16 protein-coding genes and 1 pseudogene are annotated in these 18,879 nt (G+C 57.3%); 7 read left to right on the forward strand and 10 right to left on the reverse strand.

Translation table 11 applies throughout. The features are described 5' to 3' along the window. Nucleotides 1–166 precede the first annotated feature (166 nt). Genes RX972_RS01195 through RX972_RS01225 form a run of 7 tightly spaced genes read right to left on the reverse strand, consistent with a single transcriptional unit; the run spans nucleotide 167 to nucleotide 7,665 of the window. Nucleotides 167–1,168, reverse strand: a complete 1,002-nt coding sequence (locus RX972_RS01195) for an aromatic ring-hydroxylating dioxygenase subunit alpha (protein ID WP_316872242.1) — start codon at nucleotides 1,166–1,168, stop codon at nucleotides 167–169. Further along, nucleotides 1,165–2,304, reverse strand: coding sequence for a hypothetical protein (locus RX972_RS01200; RefSeq protein WP_316872243.1), 1,140 nt, complete (start codon nucleotides 2,302–2,304; stop codon nucleotides 1,165–1,167). The genes RX972_RS01195 and RX972_RS01200 overlap by 4 nt, the downstream gene beginning before the upstream one ends. Continuing rightward, the gene (locus tag RX972_RS01205) at nucleotides 2,301–3,455 is read right to left on the reverse strand and encodes an ATP-grasp domain-containing protein (RefSeq protein ID WP_316872245.1); all 1,155 of its coding nucleotides are present in this window, start codon (nucleotides 3,453–3,455) and stop codon (nucleotides 2,301–2,303) included. Before RX972_RS01205 ends, RX972_RS01200 begins: the two co-directional genes overlap by 4 nt. Further along, complete coding sequence (locus RX972_RS01210; RefSeq protein WP_316872246.1) at nucleotides 3,443–4,801, reverse strand: F390 synthetase-related protein; 1,359 nt, start codon at nucleotides 4,799–4,801, stop codon at nucleotides 3,443–3,445. The genes RX972_RS01205 and RX972_RS01210 overlap by 13 nt, the downstream gene beginning before the upstream one ends. Then, on the reverse strand, nucleotides 4,791–5,645 hold the full coding sequence (locus RX972_RS01215) for an MBL fold metallo-hydrolase (RefSeq protein ID WP_316872247.1): 855 nt from the start codon (nucleotides 5,643–5,645) through the stop codon (nucleotides 4,791–4,793). Before RX972_RS01215 ends, RX972_RS01210 begins: the two co-directional genes overlap by 11 nt. Beyond that, nucleotides 5,642–6,649, reverse strand: a complete 1,008-nt coding sequence (locus RX972_RS01220; protein ID WP_263267057.1) for an NAD-dependent epimerase/dehydratase family protein — start codon at nucleotides 6,647–6,649, stop codon at nucleotides 5,642–5,644. The genes RX972_RS01215 and RX972_RS01220 overlap by 4 nt, the downstream gene beginning before the upstream one ends. Next, nucleotides 6,649–7,665, reverse strand: a complete 1,017-nt coding sequence (locus tag RX972_RS01225) for a beta-ketoacyl-ACP synthase 3 (RefSeq protein ID WP_316872248.1) — start codon at nucleotides 7,663–7,665, stop codon at nucleotides 6,649–6,651. Before RX972_RS01225 ends, RX972_RS01220 begins: the two co-directional genes overlap by 1 nt. A 258-nt stretch (nucleotides 7,666–7,923) precedes the next feature. On the opposite strand from RX972_RS01225, the gene RX972_RS01230 reads away from it, so the two are divergent. From RX972_RS01230 to RX972_RS01250, 5 genes and pseudogenes are all read left to right on the forward strand, one after another. After that, nucleotides 7,924–10,755, forward strand: a complete 2,832-nt coding sequence (locus RX972_RS01230; protein WP_316872249.1) for a DUF2339 domain-containing protein — start codon at nucleotides 7,924–7,926, stop codon at nucleotides 10,753–10,755. Continuing rightward, a pseudogene (locus RX972_RS01235) lies at nucleotides 10,752–12,122 on the forward strand (DUF3999 domain-containing protein); the annotation flags it as partial. The gene RX972_RS01230 and the pseudogene RX972_RS01235, both read left to right, overlap by 4 nt. Nucleotides 12,123–12,625: 503 nt before the next feature. Next, a complete protein-coding gene (locus RX972_RS01240; RefSeq protein WP_049826887.1) occupies nucleotides 12,626–13,408 on the forward strand; it encodes a hypothetical protein in 783 nt (260 codons plus the stop codon). 5 nt (nucleotides 13,409–13,413) lie between these two features. Continuing rightward, entirely contained in the window at nucleotides 13,414–14,214 is an 801-nt protein-coding gene (locus tag RX972_RS01245; RefSeq protein WP_316872250.1) for a hypothetical protein, read from the forward strand. 87 nt (nucleotides 14,215–14,301) lie between these two features. Further along, nucleotides 14,302–15,054, forward strand: a complete 753-nt coding sequence (locus RX972_RS01250) for a hypothetical protein (protein ID WP_316872251.1) — start codon at nucleotides 14,302–14,304, stop codon at nucleotides 15,052–15,054. 67 nt (nucleotides 15,055–15,121) lie between these two features. Here the strand turns inward: RX972_RS01250 and RX972_RS01255 are convergent, their stop codons facing one another. After that, nucleotides 15,122–15,511: a lysozyme inhibitor LprI family protein gene (locus tag RX972_RS01255; protein ID WP_027899973.1), complete on the reverse strand. Its 390-nt coding sequence runs from the start codon at nucleotides 15,509–15,511 to the stop codon at nucleotides 15,122–15,124. A gap of 140 nt (nucleotides 15,512–15,651) precedes the next feature. Here RX972_RS01255 and RX972_RS01260 point away from each other — a divergent pair, with 140 nt between their 5' ends. Then, the gene (locus tag RX972_RS01260) at nucleotides 15,652–16,053 is read left to right on the forward strand and encodes a hypothetical protein (protein ID WP_316872253.1); all 402 of its coding nucleotides are present in this window, start codon (nucleotides 15,652–15,654) and stop codon (nucleotides 16,051–16,053) included. Next, nucleotides 16,053–16,532 (forward strand): hypothetical protein, encoded by a 480-nt coding sequence (locus tag RX972_RS01265; RefSeq protein ID WP_316872254.1) that lies wholly within the window; start codon nucleotides 16,053–16,055, stop codon nucleotides 16,530–16,532. The genes RX972_RS01260 and RX972_RS01265 overlap by 1 nt, the downstream gene beginning before the upstream one ends. Before the next feature lie 821 nt (nucleotides 16,533–17,353). On the opposite strand, the gene RX972_RS01270 is transcribed toward RX972_RS01265, so the two are convergent. Then, on the reverse strand, nucleotides 17,354–18,286 hold the full coding sequence (locus RX972_RS01270; protein WP_147471339.1) for a hypothetical protein: 933 nt from the start codon (nucleotides 18,284–18,286) through the stop codon (nucleotides 17,354–17,356). Between the two features lie 108 nt (nucleotides 18,287–18,394). Then, nucleotides 18,395–18,874: a DUF192 domain-containing protein gene (locus RX972_RS01275; RefSeq protein ID WP_122395242.1), complete on the reverse strand. Its 480-nt coding sequence runs from the start codon at nucleotides 18,872–18,874 to the stop codon at nucleotides 18,395–18,397. Between the last annotated feature and the right edge of the window lie 5 nt (nucleotides 18,875–18,879).

An 18,879-nucleotide genomic window follows, 5' to 3' on the forward strand; every position in this document is an offset into this window, starting at 1 on the left:
ACGGTTATCTGCGCGAATTCATTCGCGAAGGGGCCGGTACATCCGCAGCCTTTGTATCGTCAGGAATACTGCCTTCCCGAATGAATTCGGACCCACAGGCTCTTCATGAACCTGAAGCTGTGCGCAAATCCGTGGGAGCGAATTCATTCGCGAAGATTGGGTTGCTTCACAGCGAGATATCAAACGAGCGCTCGTCAAAAACCAGCGGCTGCCCCTGCTCAAGCAGATGCCGGATGCCAGGCCCCAGCAAGTCTTGCGGACCGTCCAGGGGCGTGGCCGGGTATTGCTGGAAGCGTCGTCTGTTGGCACTGACCTGTTCCAGAATCTGTCGGTCCTGGCGCAGGATGACCTTGAACGCCTGCCGCAATACGGCACGTTTCAGTACGGCGGGAATTTTGCCCCGCGCAGTCGCGATTCGCGCAAAGACCCGCAACTGCCCGTCAGCACACGGAGTCATCCAGGCGCTGACCAGCAGATTGAGGTGATCGTTGCCATCGCGGTACTCGATTTCCGAAAGCCCGGGAAGACGAAAACGCCCCATGCTCTCGCCCCGCTGCCCTTCGAACAACCGTGAGATAAGCCCTGACTGTTTGCCCTCCTCGCTGTAAATCGCTTCGATACCGTCATCGAGCGGACGAACCCGGGCCGAGATGCGTTGGCGCTGCTTATCGTGGCGAATCCAGCCCGCATGAACAAAATGAGTATGAAATCCGTCCAGGAAATTCTCCGCTGCGTCCTGCAATGAGCACTGCACTTGATCCGTCATCCAGAACGTATCGAGTTTCTGCCCCTGCTGGGCCGGGGCAACCGGCGCCTCAGCTGGACGCTGGTCATTCAGGCAGACCCACACCAGGCCGTGGGCTTCGCAGCAGGCCAGGCTGTTAAGCAATGCTTTGCTGGAGGGGCACTGATCAGTGCCGGGTACCCGGGTGCAACGGCCGTCTGCGGCAAACCGCCAACCGTGATAAGGGCATTCGATATGTCCATCGCGAACCTTGCCCTGACTCAATGGCGCAAAACGATGGGGACAACGATCCGGCAATGCGGCGGCGCGTCCATCATCGGCGCGGAACAGCACCAGTGGCATGTCGTGAACCTGACACGCCATCGGGTCTTTTTTCAGTTCGTGGCTCAGCGCTACCGGCCACCATTGAGCGAGGCGATTCACAGTTTGAGTGTTCTCATGAGGGGCACACCTATTCCATGCAGCAGAACGCTGAGCAATCGCCATATCCAGCGACGCCGCCAGGGCAAATGTGCAACCTTGATCAGACTGTACTCGATCTGCGGCTGGCCCCCGCGCAAGCGTTTGAAACCGGCAGCGCCGGAGCTGAAATTCAGCACGGTGCGGCGCTCGGCGGCTTCCAGCAGGCACAGACAGGTCAATTGCCGGTACAAGCCGGTTTTCTGTGGCAATGCAGTGTCGTATCCCACAATCGGGGTGCTGATGGTAGCGTCATTGGCAAACCAGCCCAACGCGCCATCGATACGGCCATCCGGGGTGCGCAGAACGCGTATCTCCAGCCAGCCTTCACGTTGACCACGCTGTATCCAGCGGGCGCTGTAATGCGGGTTGAGCCTGCAATATTTGTCCAGATACAGCAGGTTATACAGCTGCTCTACCCGCACAAAATCGCTGTCGCTCAGGGCCGAGCCAGGCACCACTTCATAGGCGCTGCGTCGCAACAGAGTGCGGTCGAGTCGGGTGTTGTGATGCCGGAGGAACGGAGCATCTGCCCCGCTCCGGCCGTCGAATACATACACCTGTCGGCTAGGGATACTCAGGAAGCCGAGCCCTCTCAAACGCTGTTTCAGTTCGCGGTTGCTGAACGCATTGATCGAGCGGAAACAAAGAGCGTGATCGGGAAATGTTCGCTGCAAAAAAGCGCTGATCTGCGGCAGCTCGTTCAGATCCCAGTCAGCGGGATACAGATTGGTCGACAGCAGCCAGTTGTTGACATGAACCAGCTTGTCGACTTTGGCTGCGCTCAACAAGGCGTCCACGCCTTGGGTCAGGGCGCTCAGTGGTCGGGTCAGCCACGGACGGCCAATGCGGTTGAGTTCTTCGCGGGCGTAACCGCTGTAGGCGGTACGGGGCGACACCACATAGCAGTTGTCTTCAGGGTCGTGTCCATCATTGATGCTCACCGCAAGCTGCTGCGTCCCGGTGTCCAGCAGTGCCATCCGAGTGCTGACATTGGCGATCAGTCCTGCCTCGGTCCAGCCGCGGACGTATTGTCGGGCTGGACTGTCATTGGGGGTCACCGGCTCCTGAAGGAGTTGCTCCCGAAACAACAGCTTCACTGGGGCGGCTCCCCTAATGCCTGCCCGTTCCACTCGATGTCCGCGGTGGATGCGGCCAGCACCCCGCAGCGGCGGGAGGCAGCGCGATAGATGATTTCCCCAAGGCTCAACCATTGGGCGGCCAGCGGCAGGACATCACCTTGCTGAACGATCACGTCGCGGGCTATACGGTAATCACGCCAGAACGTCCTGCTCAACGACCGTGAAGGCGCAGCCAGTAAAAGCATCGCCAGTGCGATCATGCGCGGTTCCTGGGTAGGCTCAATCATGCCGCTGGATGCTTCGCCAAGGCTGTTCACCAGCGCCTGACGCTGATTGTCGAACAGGTGCACGCCACTGGTGGCCCGCGGGTTGCACTCCAGCACATGGAAACGGCCTGCTTGATCTTCGATAAAGTCAAAGCCGACCTGTCCGGTATAGCCGGTTTCACGGCCGAACTGCTCCAGGAATCGACGCACAGGTTCCGGCGTCGCAGGGGAAAGATAGATCCCCGAACCCCGGCCCACACGGTAGCGCGGCTGGTAAACGCTATGAGCGCGCAACTGGCCATCGATCAACACGCTGAAGCTGCAAAACTCCCGCCCCTGAATAAACCGCTGCGCAACCCAGGGCGCTTCAATACTGGGCTGGACTTTACTCAACTGCGTCACGTTTGGCTGAATCAGGGTTTGCGAAGCGAAACGCGAATAAGCCGGTTTGAACACCCACTCCTCAGTCTCCGCGCTCAACGCCAACACAGACGGGTAATCCGTCAGCAGCCGGGTTTCGGGTGTCGACAACGTCCAGCCCTGTATCATGGCCGCAAACTGGCCCTTGTGATGCAGCCGATGCAGCAGCGCAAAATCACTGGTCAGCACCCGGCACAATGGCCTGAGGCGCTCCAGGCCATGGGCCAGATAGAACACTTCTTCGCAGGTTGGCAGCAACACGTCGATACGTTCTGCCTTGATCACGCTGGCCAGCGCTTCGATCCAGCCTGCGGGGTCGAGTCTGGGCTCGGGTAAACGAACGAAGTAATGTACTGAACGACTGAAACGGCTCAGCGGCTGACCCAGCGAGTCCCCCACGCTCACGGTCCAGCCGGCCTCGTTGAAGGCCCTCGCCCACTCCAGGCAGGCCGGTGCACGAGCCCCCAGAATCAGTACGCGCATGGCAGCCCCTCAGGCAATTGCAGGAGTTTCAAACGTCGGCGTTTGACGTGCGGGGGCGGCGCTTGCCAGTGCCCGAAGATGAACTCCGGTGGACGCATGCCCTGCCCGGCACATAACTGGTGAAGGGTTTCGCTGATCGCCTTGCACAGCGCGTCATGATCGCCGTAGGCCTGAATGTTGATTTGCCAGTTCAGCCTGGTCTGATGGATCTCATATTCCTGCAGCTTAGCGCCATGCATTAGCAAGGTACGGCGCAGGACATCCGGATACAGCGCCCGCAACTGACGTCCCGCCACATCAGGCAGCCAGAGAATGTCGTCGGCACGCCCCTCGATAGTGGCAATCGCCCGTTCGACCCGTCCGCAAGCACAAGGGGCTTCACTGATGCGCAGCACGTCGTTGAGGCGATACCTCACGATCATCTGCGTGCGTCTTGAAAAGTCGGTAATGATGGGCTGAAAACGGGTGTGTTCGGCGTCCAGCCACTCCGGCTCAATGTGCAGATGGCTTTCATTGAGGTGCAAAGTCCCTTGCTCGCAGGTGTAACCGAGAAAGCCTTCGCTGGCCTGATAAATTTGCTGCGGCATCACCCCGAAGGCTTTGAGCACAGCATCTGCATCCGTGCTTTCAAGCACCTCGGCCACCGACAGAATATGCGTGGGTCGTATCGATAAACGCCCGTTCAATGAGGCTTCAGCCAGACCCCGCAACACGGTCGCCGGGGCCACCAGCACATCGGGATTCTGTGCCTGCAGACGTTCAAGTGATGCGTCGAGCCCGAGTGTCAGGTCGTGAAAGGCGAAGTCGATACGGCGACTGCTCAACGTGGTGTACAAGCGGCTGTTGGCACGCAGAAAAAAAGCGATCCGCAGAGGCGCTTGCCAGAAGCACAGCAGACGAGGAAGGAAGCGGCCCGGCAAGGTCCGCGCCAGGAGAATCCCTGCCCAACGCTGACGCTCAAGGGAGCTGACCAGAAACACGCCCTGGTTACCGGACGTGCCACTTGAAAGCCCCACAGTTATATCGCCCAGCGTGGGGCTGAAGTCGCGCGATTCTTCTGCCCGCCGCGCAACTGGCAAGACCTGATCCAGACCAAGACCGCGAGTGTTGTAAGCAGCAAAGTCGCTCATCATTGTCGCTTTGTCCATCAGCGGAAAGTCCGCCAGATGCGTGTACTGATGGTCTTTGAAGCGCTCGGCTGTCGGCAACACATCTTTCAGGAAATGCTTCAACTGTTGAGCTTGCCACGCCTCCAGTTGCTCTCGTCGAGTGAACCGCAAGCGATAGCGACTGTTGAGAAAACTCAGTGCGCTGCGCAGCTTGCCGATCAAGCGTTCATTGCTCATTGCTGAACGCCTCCCAGGCATGCGTGCAGTGCGAAGGCAGCATTGCCACGGCGGGTTCTCGCCGGATCAGCGTGCCAAGGCTGGCGTAGGTCTGTCGGTATTGTCTGGCGTCGTGACCGGCAAACCACAGCGCGGGCGCCGCTGGCAGTCGTTCTGCGCGACACGCGGGCACCGACCAGCAAGCGTCGGCCACCAGAAACACCGGACGCCCTTGCGCATCAGGGATAAACAGACCCAGTTGGCCATGGCTGTGTCCCGGTAGCGGCACACCGATCAGGCTGCCGTCACCTAACAGGTCGAGGCCATGGGTGAAGGGGGCCATCCATTCCGGTAAGGTTGCTTGCCTGCATTGATCGGCAAGGGTCAGCCGACTGGCGAAATCATCCGGCAACAATCCAGGCAAATGGCCGCCAAGGGTGGCCCGCCAACGCGAGCCGCGCAGGCTTTCAATGTGCTGCCGATCAGCATCAAGAGCAATGAATGAAGCCTGATTGAAGTCTCGCAACCCGGCGACATGATCGCCGTGAAAATGCGAAATGATCACTGTGCGGATATCCTCCGGCTGAATGCCAAAGCCCTTCAGTTGGGCGAGCAATTGCTCCTGAACGGGCAACTGCACCGGCACCGCGGTGCGATACAAACGCTCTGGCAGGTCCTGGGTAGCCTTGAAGAAATGTTCGGCGTAGCCCGTGTCGTACAGGATCCAGCCAGCGACGGGATGGCGAATCAGCCCGCACAATGACGGGAAACGCGTCGGCGCCCAACGAGCGCTGCGATCTGCCATGCATGCCAGATGTCGGCACCAACCGGCACGCAAAACGTTGAGGCTGACCGTCCGGCTCATTGTTTGATGCCCTGTTGCGCAAGCCACCACTGAGCGTGTTGGCGAATGCCCTCCTCCTGAGTGATCACCGTGCGGTAACCCAACTCGTTGCGTATCGCGTCCAGATTAAGGGTCTGGCTGAATGCAAGCACTCCAGCACCATAGCGAGTCAGTAAAGGTTCGCCACTTTGCCGCAGGCGAGCGCTGGTTTCGAACGCCAGCGCTACGGCATCCACGACCCGCCATGGCAGGCGTCGGGTTCGCAGCGTCAGCTGAAATTGTTCGGCAATGCGTTGCAGCAGATCTTCAACGGCCAGCGGCGTACCGTTGCTCACGTTGTAGGTGCAGACCGGGCGCGGCAACGGTTGATTGAGGCTCAGTTCCACGGCGTGTACCAGATTGTCGATGCAGGTCAGGTCCAGTTGAGCCCTGCCTCCGCGCATCAGCGGTATGTGTCCACGCTGCATGACACGCAACAGGCGCGGCAATAACGTACCGTCCCACGGGCCGAATACCGCGCGCGGGCGCAAAATCACCGCCTCGGCAAGACCCGCTTCCTTCACCATGGTTTCGGCCAGCGCTTTGGTGCGCGCGTACTCGTTGACCGGCGCAGGCAAAGGTTCGCTTTCATGGATGTCGAGCCGGTCGCGAAAGGCAAAGTACAGGCTGGGCGTCGAGAGGTGTACAAGGCGCTTCACCTGATTGACGCGGCAGGCGTTCAGGACCTCTTCGGTGGCCAGCAGATTGGCCCGGGCAAACGCTTCTGTTGTTCCCCAGGGCGAGGACAACGCCGCGCAATGGACGACTGCCGCACAGCCATGCGTCGCCTCAACCAGCGCGCTCGCCCCGGCTGGAGAACCGTGCTCAAGCGCAAGCCACTGAATCGCGCCAGGGCTATGGCGAATGACATCCGCCGCTGCTACCGGGTTGCGGCCGCTGAACAGCACTTCACAGCCTTGGGAGGCAAGTCGCCAGGCGATATGCCGACCAATGAAACCTGTGCCACCGGTCACGAGAACTTTCATCAATACTCCAGGATCATGCCGCCGATCGATAACCCGGCACCGGTTCCGATCAACATCAGAATCTGCCCGCGCTGAATGCGCTTATCACGAATCGCAATGTCCAGCGCTGTCGGCAGCGATGCGGCCACCTGGTTGCCGTGGTGAGCAAATACATTGATGACTTTTTCCGGGGCAAAACCCAAACGTCTGGCCGCATGCTGCATCGCTTGCTGGCTGGCTTGATGAGGGATTACCCAGTCGATCTGATCCTGATTCAGGCCAGCCTGATCCAGCAGATCGTTCACCAGCGTGGGCAGGTGCTTCGCGGCAAGACGGAATACGCCTTTGCCCTGCATGGAAAAACTGGTCAGAGGTTCGAACGGGATATCGATACGCCGCGGGTGAAAGCGCGATCCACCGGCCGGGATCTGGCATAAATGCGCACCTTCGGAAAACGTCTTGAGGTTCGAGGCGATAATTTTTGCCCCGCCTTCGCTGGCGCACAGAACAACAGCCGCTGCGCCATCACCAAAAATGCCGCTGACCTCGACTTGCTGCCAGTCCAACCCGCAGGAGGCGATATCGGAGCATACCAGCAGAACGCGCCGGTAGCGGCCCGCAACGAGGGGCCATGACAAGGTGTCGACGGCGGCAATGAACCCCAGGCAACTGGCATTGATGTCCATGGCGGGAATGCCTGAGTGACCCATGCCCAACTCTCGTTGCAACAATGCGGCGTTGCAGGGCATGCCCTGATCCATAGTGCCACTGGCGCAGGCGATCAAGTCGATCTGGTCCAGCTTGATGCCGGCGGCCGCCAGGGCATTTCGCGCGGCAGCCGCGCCCAGGCTTGCAGCCGTTTCCGCGCTGGACGCAACATGCCTATGAACAACCCCGCTGATCTGCTCGACGCTGCCCGCCGCCAGGCCCAACTCATGATCGAGGGCGGTACTGGTGACTATTCTGTCCGGCAGCGCATGGCCGGAACCGAGAATGGTCACACGCCTTGGGGGCAAAGCCAGCGGTGAAGTGTGCATTCAAATTCCGTTTAGAGAAGATCATTGTATTGACACTTATACGGGGTGATTACCGCACGGCGGTATAGTACAGGTGTACTATTTTTTACGCGCTCGAAACACTTTAAGTTATTGAAAATAAGTGCAGATTTCAAACTTCAGACTTATTCATAACTTTCAGGCGACGGCTGGCAGATTTTTGACTGCCTCGTCACGCACTGACGCTTAATAGTGAGCGATCAATGCGCCCCTGTTGCTGATCAAAAAGGATGTTATTGAGTGCTGTCTCTTCTTCTGGAAATGGGTCTGGGGATAGCCGATTTTCTCAATGATAATCCGGCTTATATCTGGGTCATTGGCGCTCCTCTGCTACTGCTGGGCCTGGGCGTCTGGCTCAATCAGCGAGTAACGACGCTGCGCCTGGATTCTGCCCGGCAAAGCGAACAGCTGGCGCAAGCGCAGCAGCAGATTGGAACCTTGCAAGCACGCCTCTCTCTGCTGGAGTCGATGCCTGTGCAGGCATCGGATTCGCCAGGGCAAGCCGCAGCATCTGCGCCGCTTTCCGACACTACTTCCATTTCTGTCAGCCAGGCGCCTGAGATGGAGCTCGTCTGGGAGCTTCCTTCGCAAACCCCGGACTTACCCATAAAGCCCGCAGCGTCGCCCTTCACCAGCCAGCCGCCCACTCGACCTGCCCCACCAAAACCCGCCATGCCGAACGTTGTAAACGTCGCTTTCATGGCTGCGCGTGACTGGTTATTGGGTGGCAATACTGTGCTGCGAATAGGGGCTGTGGTGCTCTTTTTGGGGCTCGCCTTTCTGTTGCGTTACGCCACCGAAGGCGTTGTGGTGCCAATCGAAACCCGATACGCAGGGGTTGCTGGCAGCGCAATCGCGTTGCTCGGCCTGGGCTGGTGGCTGCGCCATCGTAAACCAGCCTTCGCGCTGATGATGCAAGGCACCGGCGTCGGCGTGTTGTACCTGACCGTCAGCGGTGCCATTCGCGTGCATGAGTTACTGGACCCGACGCTGGGCTTTGCGCTGTTGGTGGTCATCATGCTGTTCTCCGCCATGCTCGCGATTACTCAGAACTCCCTGGCGCTGGCCTGTGCGGCGACACTGGGCGGTTTTGCCGCGCCGATTCTCTCCTCCACGGGCCAGGGCAGTCATGTCACGCTGTTCAGCTATTTCGCTTTGCTCAACGTCGGGATTTTCGCTATCGCCTGGTTCAAGACCTGGCGTCTGCTCAATCTGATCGGTTTTTTTGGCACGTTCGGGATTGGCGTGGCATGGGGGTTGCGCTCCTACACCCCGGATCTGTTCTGGAGCGTCGAGCCGTTCCTGATTCTGTTCTTCCTGATGTATCTGGCCATCGGACTTCTGTTTGCCCGACGCAAACTGCAGGAGCTCAGCGATGCCCCGACAGACACCGGCCGCGAGGCGATGCTGCAATGGTCCCGACGTCAGGGTGACTACGTCGACGGCACGCTGCTGTTGGGTACGCCGCTCGTGGGCTTCGGTTTGCAATACGCACTGACAGCCGATCTCGAATTCGGCTCGGCGTTCAGCGCCCTGGCGTTGGGCCTGCTTTACATGGGAATCGCCCGCCTGCTTTCTGGCCGGGTACCGGGACGTGCCTTGCTGCTGGTTGAAACATGCCTGGCACTCGGCATCGTGTTTGCCACCCTCGCCATTCCGCTGGGACTGGGCGCGAAGTGGACCACCAGCGCCTGGGCCATCGAAGGTGCGGCAATCTTCTGGCTAGGTATGCGTCAGCAACGTCTGCTGGCTCGTGGCTTTGGGGTGCTGCTGCAAATAGCTGCAGGTCTGGCATTCATCGGCGTGATGACCACCTGGTACTTCCCCTCAACAAAAGGGGGGGATTTCTGGACGCCAATGATCATCGCCCTCTCCGGCTTGTTCAGCGCCCTGCAGGTGCACCGCATCAAGACTTTGCGCTACATGAACGAGAAAGCACTTTCCGCGATATTTCTGGTCTGGGGCGGTGCATGGTGGGGAACGTCGTTACTCGTAGCGAACATGCACCTGGCACCTCATACCCTTTTCGCTTCGCTGCTACTGCTGTCAGTCGCGATCAGTGTCGGTCTGTGGACTTTTGGGGCGAGACATTGGCGTTGGCCCGGCCTGGCTGCGCTATGCCTGGGGCTGACACCGGTCAGTTGGCTTGTACTTGTCTTCTCGTTGACCGAGTACACACACCCGTTTGCACACTGGGCGTGGGTGGGATGGACCGCATTGCTGATGGTGCACATGCTCTCGTTGCATCGCCTGGCTGACTTGCTGCCTCGCAGGGCAGTGACTGGCGCCCACATTCTGGGGGCGTTGTTATACATAGTGCTGCTCAGCCTTGAGCTGAGATACGGCTTGGATAACCTTTTCGATTCCAATGCTGATTACAGCACCTGGTTTTCCCTTGCGGGCTCGCTGATCCCCAGCCTTTACCTGATTGCCATGGCCGCGAGCCGTCGCTGGCCATGGCCGGTTGACGCGTATCCAAAGGCTTATCGCGTTTGGGCCGCCGTTCCCTTTGTCCTTTGGTCGCTGGGGTGGTTCTGGATGATGAACTACTACAGCAACGTCAAAGCCGACCCGCTGCCTTACATACCACTGCTCAACCCTCTGGATCTGGGCCTGTTGTTTGCCCTGCTGGGGATCGTGAACTGGATCCGTCATAACCTGCCGCTGATTGGCATTGAGGCTAAACATGCCGAAAGACTGGCGATCATTACAGGCGGTGCTTCGTTGTTCGCCCTGATCACCGGGATGGTGTTTCGCAGTCCCATCGATCCCACGCTCCTGCAAGCGGCACTCTCTATCGTCTGGACGCTGATAGCACTGGCGCTAATGATTAGCGGCCACCTTCGCAGGCAGCGTGAAGTATGGATTACCGGCGCAGTGCTGATCGGGGTCGTGGTTGCCAAGCTGTTCCTGGTAGAGCTGAGCGACCGTGGCGGTATGGCGCGGGTCATCTCCTTCATCGGGGTCGGCATCCTGCTATTGGTGGTGGGCTACTTCGCCCCTCTGCCGCCAAAAAAGACCAACACGCAAAAAGCTGATTCAGTTGCCGGCAAACCGGACCTGTCACTATGAGGAGCACACTCTTGAGTTATAAGCAGCTGTTCCGGCTAGCCCTGTGTGGTGTCGCATTGCTTGGCTCGACACTTGCCAGCGCAGATGACAACCAGGCAGATTTCGCCAGCCAGACCCCCTTGAAACTAAGCGGTAACGGCCCGTGGTATCGCATTGAGCTGCCCATGAATGTGCAGCTCAATTCTCGACAGCAGGATCTGGGTGATCTGCGCATTTTCAATGCCCAAGGACAGGCTCAGGCCTATGCCCTCGACCGTAATCCGCCTCAGGCGAAGCAGTCACAAGCGCCGACGATGGTGAAGTGGTTCCCTCTTTACAACCGGGCGGACGAGCTCGACAGAGCGCCCAGGATCAAGGTCGAGCGCAGCGCCACGGGTACGCTCGTGGAGGTTCAACCTCAGGATGGCGCATCCCCGGATGAGCAGGTCTTGCGAGGCTGGCTGCTGGACACCAGCACCATCAAACAACCTCTGCAAAAACTGATTCTTGACTGGGATAGCGCTCAAGACGGCTTTCAGCGTTTCAGCATCGAATCCAGCGATGATTTGCAGAACTGGAGTCCATGGGGCACGAGCCAGGTAGCTCGTCTGTCATTCGACGACCAAACTGTAGAACAGCGCGAAGTCACCCTGCCCGGTCGCACCGCACGTTATCTGCGCCTGATATGGAGCTCCTCGGCCGAAGCACCAATGCTCACGTCGGCGCAGTTGGTGACGGTGAATACCGACACCCCACCGTTACCGCTTGCCTGGTCGGAACCCTTGACTGGCAGCGTTGAAAAAGCAGGCAGCTATATCTGGCAATTACCGAATGGCCTGCCCGTCGAGCGCCTGCAAGTCGACATCGCTCAGCCTAACAGCGTCGCCCCGGGCCGCTTTTACGGTCGAACGGACAGCAAGGCACCCTGGCAGGCCATCGGCAATGGCCTGCTTTACCGGCTGACGCAAGACGGTAAGGACGTTGTCCAGAATGAAGTAGAGACCAACGGCACAATCGTGCGTCAGGTCAAACTCGAACTCGACGAGCGCGGCGGCGGACTCGGCTCTTCGTCGCCCACCTTGCGTTTCGGGTTACGCGCGCCGCAAGTAGTGTTCCTGGCCCGGGGCGACGGCCCGTTTACCCTGGCTATTGGCAACGCTGCAGCAAAACCCGCCGATCTGCCGATTGCGACGCTGATCCCGGACTTCACCCCTCAGAAAATGAACAGCCTGGGCCGCGCTGACGCCGACAATACGCAGGTCAAACTGATCCCGATGTCACCGGATGACGGATCAGGGATTGACTGGAAACGTGTCGGGCTCTGGTCAGTGCTGGTTCTGGGCGTGATGCTGCTCGGCTGGATGGCATTCAGTACGCTGCGCGCTTCGCCGTCAAAGGCCAGAGCAGGCACTGCTGGCGATGAATCCCCTCCTCTGCTGTTCACAAGAGCGCCATGGGGTGAATGGGAAGCTCTTGAGGGTTATTATCAGGCGCGATTTGAGGGCGCGCGCGTGGGTAGTAACGTCTACCTCAATGTGAATGGCAAACCGGAAGCATCGGTTTTTGTCTGGTCAGAATTGAGCCATGACAATGAAGTTCGTGGCCATATGTGGACACTGGGGGCAGAGCCTGAATTCGGCCAGTTAAGAGTGGGTCATCACACATGCAACACGATATTCCTTGCGCTGGCAAAGGCGGTTAGTGAGACCGAGAACGTTAAGATAGTGTATGACCCTGCGATACAAAATACCGTGTTCGATCGCTGGGGGCCGTAACCCGGTTCCTGGTTCAGTGGATCAGTTAATGCAGTCGCGCTGTTACAACGCCCTAGGCGTTATTCACCGCAGAAAAATAACCGGATAGAGCTTTTATCCTCTGTGAAGAAATTTGAATGAATCCGCTCAAGATCCTGACAGCGTCATTTCGCCTGCTATTCCGTAACGCCGGAAGTATCGCATTGCTGTGCGTTCCACTTCTGGTCGTAGAGATGTTCATAAGAGATATCAGTAGAAGCTTATTGGGTATCGATAACGACTGGGCATGGCAGGCGATAATCGGCACAGTCATCCCGCCGCTCTACACCGGATTGCTGCTGCTCATTCTCGATGCGCGCGGCCGGGACGAGCCACTGGCCAAAGCCGGCTTACTGTCCAAAGTAATACGCCTGTGGCCAGCGCTGGCTGTGCTGTCTGCGCTCGACCAGATACTGATCGTCATTGCCGGTCTGGCGTTCGTTTCGGCTGATACGTGGCTAAAGATCATCCTTGCCACCGTTCAGTTCATCCCTCCCGGGGTATGGGCGGCATTCAAGTGGGCAGTGTTTTTCCTGGCACTGTGGGCAATGATGCGACTGATGTTTAATCAGTGCCTGGTGATATTTCGAGGACTCTCGATAAAAGCATCAATACGCGAAAGTATCATCCTGTCCAGAGGGCTGCTATGGCCGGTAGTGGCTTGCCTTGCGTTACTACTGGCCCCGGTGTTGCTGGCTATTCTTATCGTATTCATTCCGCAGCCCGACTGGGCGGCAGACGTCATGATTGCTCTTCAGCAAGACAGCCCAGCTAGCGTCACGGCCTATTCGATATTCGCGGGTTTTATCCGGCTGTTTACGACCATTGTGGTATTTCGCTTTTTCACAGTGGTCGCCGAACGACCAGTCAATAAGGAGTGATCCGTATGGCGCCTTTGGACATTATAAAATCTTCATTTGGCCTGATACGGCAAAATGCCCTGAGCATCGCCGTGTTATGCCTGCCAGTGCTGTTAGTGGAGATGCTTTTAAGACAGCTCATTAGAAGCCAACTGGGGGACGACACTGCGTGGGCATGGAGCGCGCTGATCAATACAGGCGTTATACCGCTCTACGCGGCATTTGTGATTCTCACTCTGGAAGCCCGCAGCCGCGACGAACAGTTAGGCAAGGCCGAGTTACTGTCCATCGCGCTACGCCGTTGGCCCTATCTGGCGGCGCTTTCAGCGCTCAATGAGTTGCTGTACATACTCGGTGATTTGCCGTTCATGGGGGAGCACGAGTGGAGGCAGCTCATGTTCAATACCTTTGACTACCTGCCTACCCAGTTCTGGCAAACAGTCAGATATTTGCCTTACCCTTTCGCAATCTGGCTGATGATCAGACTGACCCTCTGCCATTGCCTGGTATTGCTGAGGGGTCGTAACTGTGTCGCCGCGATACGTGAGAGTTTTCTCCTGATGAAGGGGGAGTTCTGGCGAGTGGTGGGCTGTATCCTGTGGGTATTCATTCCGTATCTACTGGCCACCTATTTTATTATGCTTCAGTGGCCCGGCCTTTATGTCAGTTTGCTCCATGAAGATATTTTAGCCCCCCAACATGGAGCGGCACCCAGCATGATTATGTTATGGAGCGAGAGCTTTGTTTTGAAAATACTGGTCGTGGTGGTGTCATTCCGCCTGTTTACGCTGATAGCGGGTACACAGACAAGAATGCCTTATCGGTAGGTCCGAGCAACTTCAAGATGTGAGCACTAACGGGACATTCTCCGCTGGCACTCATTTTTCGTCCCCTTACTAACGGACTACAGCTCGATGCGTAAACTTACCGTCTTACCCCTGTTTTTCTTCCCATTGCTTGCGTTACCAGTGTTTGCATCGGCCAGGTGTGTAGACAACATTCGGGGATGGGCCGAGACGCTGCGCCCGGACTTGAAGCTCGACAGCGAGCACGCGGTGTGCAAAATCAATCCGGCCAACTCCAGCCAGGTTCTGGCCGCTCTGCCCTTCGCCGAAAATGTCACCGAGGATGGCCAGGGCGACTATGGCCTCGGTGTAATCGTCGCGAACGCCAGCAATGGCAAGATCATCTCGCAGCACTATCAAGCAGCCGCGATCAGCTCAGACGCCATCTATTTTTCCGGACTGGAACTGGATACTGCCCGTTATCAGTTGGCACCGAAGCTGCGAGCGTTTGGTGTGCGAGTGACCTACGGCGGCTCGTCGCGTCCCAATCCGTTCGAAAGTAAAGTCCTGACCTTGTACGCAGCGCTGCCAGGCGCTCAATTGAAGCCGGTGGTGAGTGGGCTGGAGGTCAAAAGAAGCAACGGTGAATGGGACACTCGTTGTGCTGGCGAATTTACCGAGACGCAGCGCACGATCTCCATCTCGGACAAAAGCAATAAAGGTCTCGCGGCCCTGGAAATCGAGCAGAAAGTCATCGACACCCAGAACCGGCCCAAGGGCGAAGAGTGTGAAAGGATCTCAGCCAAACCGGTGATTACCCGTTTCACGCTGGAATATGACGGCAGCCACTATCCAGTGCCGAAAGAGCTGTCTTCTCTTTGATGAACATCGGCCCCACCCCGAATGGGGCCTTCGCACCCGTTTCGACACGCCATCAGGGCATTTCAGTTCACTCGCCAGTTTCAGCAAACCACTTGAGTTCCCCGGTTCTGTCGATGGTCATGGTCAACATGCAGCCAGCGCCGTTGATCTGGTCCATGGTGCCGCCCGAAAAGTTGTAATACATGAAGCAATTGGCGTCTCGGTATTTGACCCATAACCGTTGCGCATCGCGCAGTTGTGTTTTTTGCTCGTCCGAGAGTGCACCCATCGCGGCTTTGTAGGACTCATTCAGGCGGGCATTCTGTAACGCCAGCTCCTTGTTATTGCAGTCATTCAGATTGGAGGTAATACCTTCAGACTTCTCGACGCACGCATCATATTCCGCAGAGTATTTGTCCTCCGCAGATGCATGCAGGGAGAATACAACGGCGCACAATACAGCCAGGCATCGCATCATGATTTAAATCCGGTTCAATGAGAGGTTTCAGCAATCAAGCTTTTCCCAAAGCCCAAGGCTTTTCAATAGTACAGGTGTAGTATTTCTAATGCGTCGAAAGCCCCTTTATTGTGTCGATCACTATAGAAAGAGGCAGACAGATGAAAAAAAGGATTGGCCTGTGCGTGACAAGCGCCCTTCTCCTTGTCTTGACCCTGCACGCAAATGCCGGAGCCGACGATATTCCGCCCGGCTATTCCGACTTTGGGTTTGCCGAGCGCTGCGACGATGAAAGTGCAAAGTTGACCACGCTCGAGGATATCGCCTGTTCCAGTGACAGCCTGCGAGCCCAGGAAACCAAAATGCTGAATCTGGTCGACGACGTGAGGGCAGAAACCAAAGGGGTCGATGGTGAGACCGGTAAGGCGCTGGACCCCATGGGCGCGCAACAGAAAGAGTGGCGCGATGCCCTGGCCCGCGCGTGCAAGGATGCCGTCTGCCTCTCCGTGGCCTACGCAGCACGCATCGCGGCAATCCACAAAGAATGGTCGGAGGCGCTTTGATGAATACGCTTGCTTATCGGGGAACCCGCAGAGCCGTTCTGCTGGCAATGTCGGTGATCTCGGCCGCCACGTTTTACAGCGCGCCCTCACTCGCCGCAAACACTCAACCACCTGCGCAGGCGAGCACGGCGGCGTGTCCGGCTCAGGATTTCGATGGTTTCCTGAAGCGCTTCGCCAACGACATTGAGGTACAGAAAGCCTTCGTTAGTACGCCTCTGCAGAGCGAGTACATCGATCCTGAGGCTCAACCGGAACCTCGTCCTGTCTCTGAGCGACTGGACAAGTCCCAACTGCAGTTTCCACTGATGCCCAGCGATCAGCAGCAGCACGAGCAAGGTTTGACGCTTGCCAAGCGGCTCAAAGGGACGGATCAGGCAGTGATCAAACTGACCAAAGCCGACACGGGCTATCAACTCTCATTGTTCTTCAAGCGAGAAGCATGCTGGACGCTTTACCGCATTCAGGATGAGTCGCTGTAATCGATATCCTTGGCGGGTCTTTGGGAAATTACCTATACCGCCCTATTCAAGATTGCATCAGTGTAATAGCGCATAGTACATCCGTACTATTGCGCGACTGATGAGATGAAACTTAACCTGACAGTCATAAACAAACGAATTGTTTCCGTTTGATCAGCAGCAAATTGATACAGTCCTGATGGCGTCTTCTATGCAGACATTGACGGCGGAGCTAAATACCGGCCACACGTGATGTCGACATTGAGGAGACGGCCAACCGTATGAACTCAGTTAAACGCATACGACTCACCTTTCAATATACGGTAGGCCCTGATGACCATACCTTATCTCCCACTGCAGGCATGGAACAAGCACTGGAGACTCAGGGGCGAGTCGGTGTACTGCCAGCATTGTGGTTATTCACAACATCTGATTGATCCACACCCGTTCAAACATGCACCACACTGCCCGCACTCTTCATTGCTTTATCAATCCCCTGGGCGTGAGTTAGGTCAGATCATTGAGCAGAAGATAAAGGCAGGGTTGTTCTGAATAACGGCTGTCCTGAAGATCCCGGCGTCTATCGCTGCGACAGAAAAACCGCTTATCCCAGCAGGCGTCCCACAGTAGCCGAGGCCCCACAATAACGTGGAGCAAACATTGGATCTGTAGGAGCGAGGCTTGCCCGCGAAGAACGATAATGTGGTGCTTCTGACCTACCGAGTCGACTGGTTCGCGGGCAAACCACGCTCCAACTGAAAAACTGCTTTCCCTTCATTAGAGTCGCCAAGACGCCGCGCGCTCGCGCACCAAACGTAGACTCTGCAAGAGTCTCCCGTTTCTCAGGGAAAAGTCCTGGGACTTGCTCGTACGCCCGGACTCGCCTCCTGCGGTTTGTCTGTCCAGGTCAGCAGTTTTGAGAGCGTTCCATAGGGCGCAGCAAAACGCTTGCAGGATGCCTCATCGGTCGCGTCAGACAACCTCGCTGACTGGGTTGCACCGATACGCAGCGCTTTCAACCATTCTTTGGCACGGCGCTTGTCCTGATCAGCCAATGCGTACCGGTTATAGTTCAATTGCGCGTGAGCATTGCGAGTTATGGTGTCAGCGTCAGCCTGATCCAGCACCCGACATAACTGACCGATCATGACCAATCGCTCGATCCGTACAGCGTTCGTGGCTTCGCCCTGCCAGTTTTTCCACGAGAGCAATCGCTGAACATCAGCCGGCATTGTTCCGCCTGACGCGACTGCACTCTGGATGTACCTCATTTCCGGATCTGTCGCGTGCCAGGCAAACCACTCACGTTCCGTGGGGGGCAGCCATTTACCCCATTGGGTAAATAACCGGTCATCCTCAGCACTGCCACCACCAACAGGCGAGCACACAAACGTATTCAGTTGCGAAGGACGGCACTTCCAGGTGGCTTCGCTGAGCGCCCGCTCACTTACGACACTGACAACGCGGGCGGTATTCGCGTCTTTGCCGACAAGGCCAACCAATAACCGTGGCGGCTTTGAATGATCAGCCTGGTTGTCTGGTTTATATTCGCAGACAGTCGTGATCGGCGATAACTTGATGTCAGCGGGTGCACAAGGCAGCTCGTCCAGTTCGGTGACGTCGAACCACAGCTCCATGAAGTCGCGCATTTTACGCGATGTCCACGCAAGATCCTCTGAGCGGAAATCCTCCAGTGCTGCCATGGGATCAATGGGCTGCTCTACGGGCGTCAGCGCCATAGCCGGAGCAAGTGCGCTGCTTAGCCATAGAGTCAAGACACACGCTGTTCTGCGCCGTGCAGTGCCGGGGACGCCCGCAAACATAGTTGATCTCCACTGTTATTTGCTTAACGAATTATGGTTCTTCGTGTCCTAATAGCTGCGCTATCCGGCTTGACGCTTGGCTCGACACTCTATGTTTTCAAGCCTTGAACCCACCGCAATCCCCTTTCGCTCAAACTGCCCCTGCATGACCTCCAGCGCATATTTGGCAGGCTGCCCGGACAAGTGATAGTCCGCAGAATCCGGCTCCATGTCCTCCATCTTGAACACCCTTCGATCCTCGCCAATGTAAGCGACGGACAAAGGCACCCATGTATTGCGCATCCAGAATGAGAGTGTTCCCGCTGAGTCGTAGGCAAACAGCATCCCGGGGCCCACATCATCGAGATAAGACAGCCCTTTGGATTGCTGCGGCCAGGTACGCGCGACCGGTACGCCAGCAAGCTTGATGTTTCCGGTGAATGTCAGGTCGCACAGCTCTGTTATTTCGGCTGCCGTAGCCAGTGGTGCGTTCAGCGCACCTGTCAGCAGCAAAGCAGTCGCTGCCCTGAGAGCTGCAGTTTTCAAAGCGGAAGCAATCATCAAAT

Source organism: Pseudomonas syringae group sp. J309-1 (genome assembly GCF_032582135.1).
In the GTDB taxonomy this organism is placed as follows: domain Bacteria; phylum Pseudomonadota; class Gammaproteobacteria; order Pseudomonadales; family Pseudomonadaceae; genus Aquipseudomonas; species Aquipseudomonas quasicaspiana.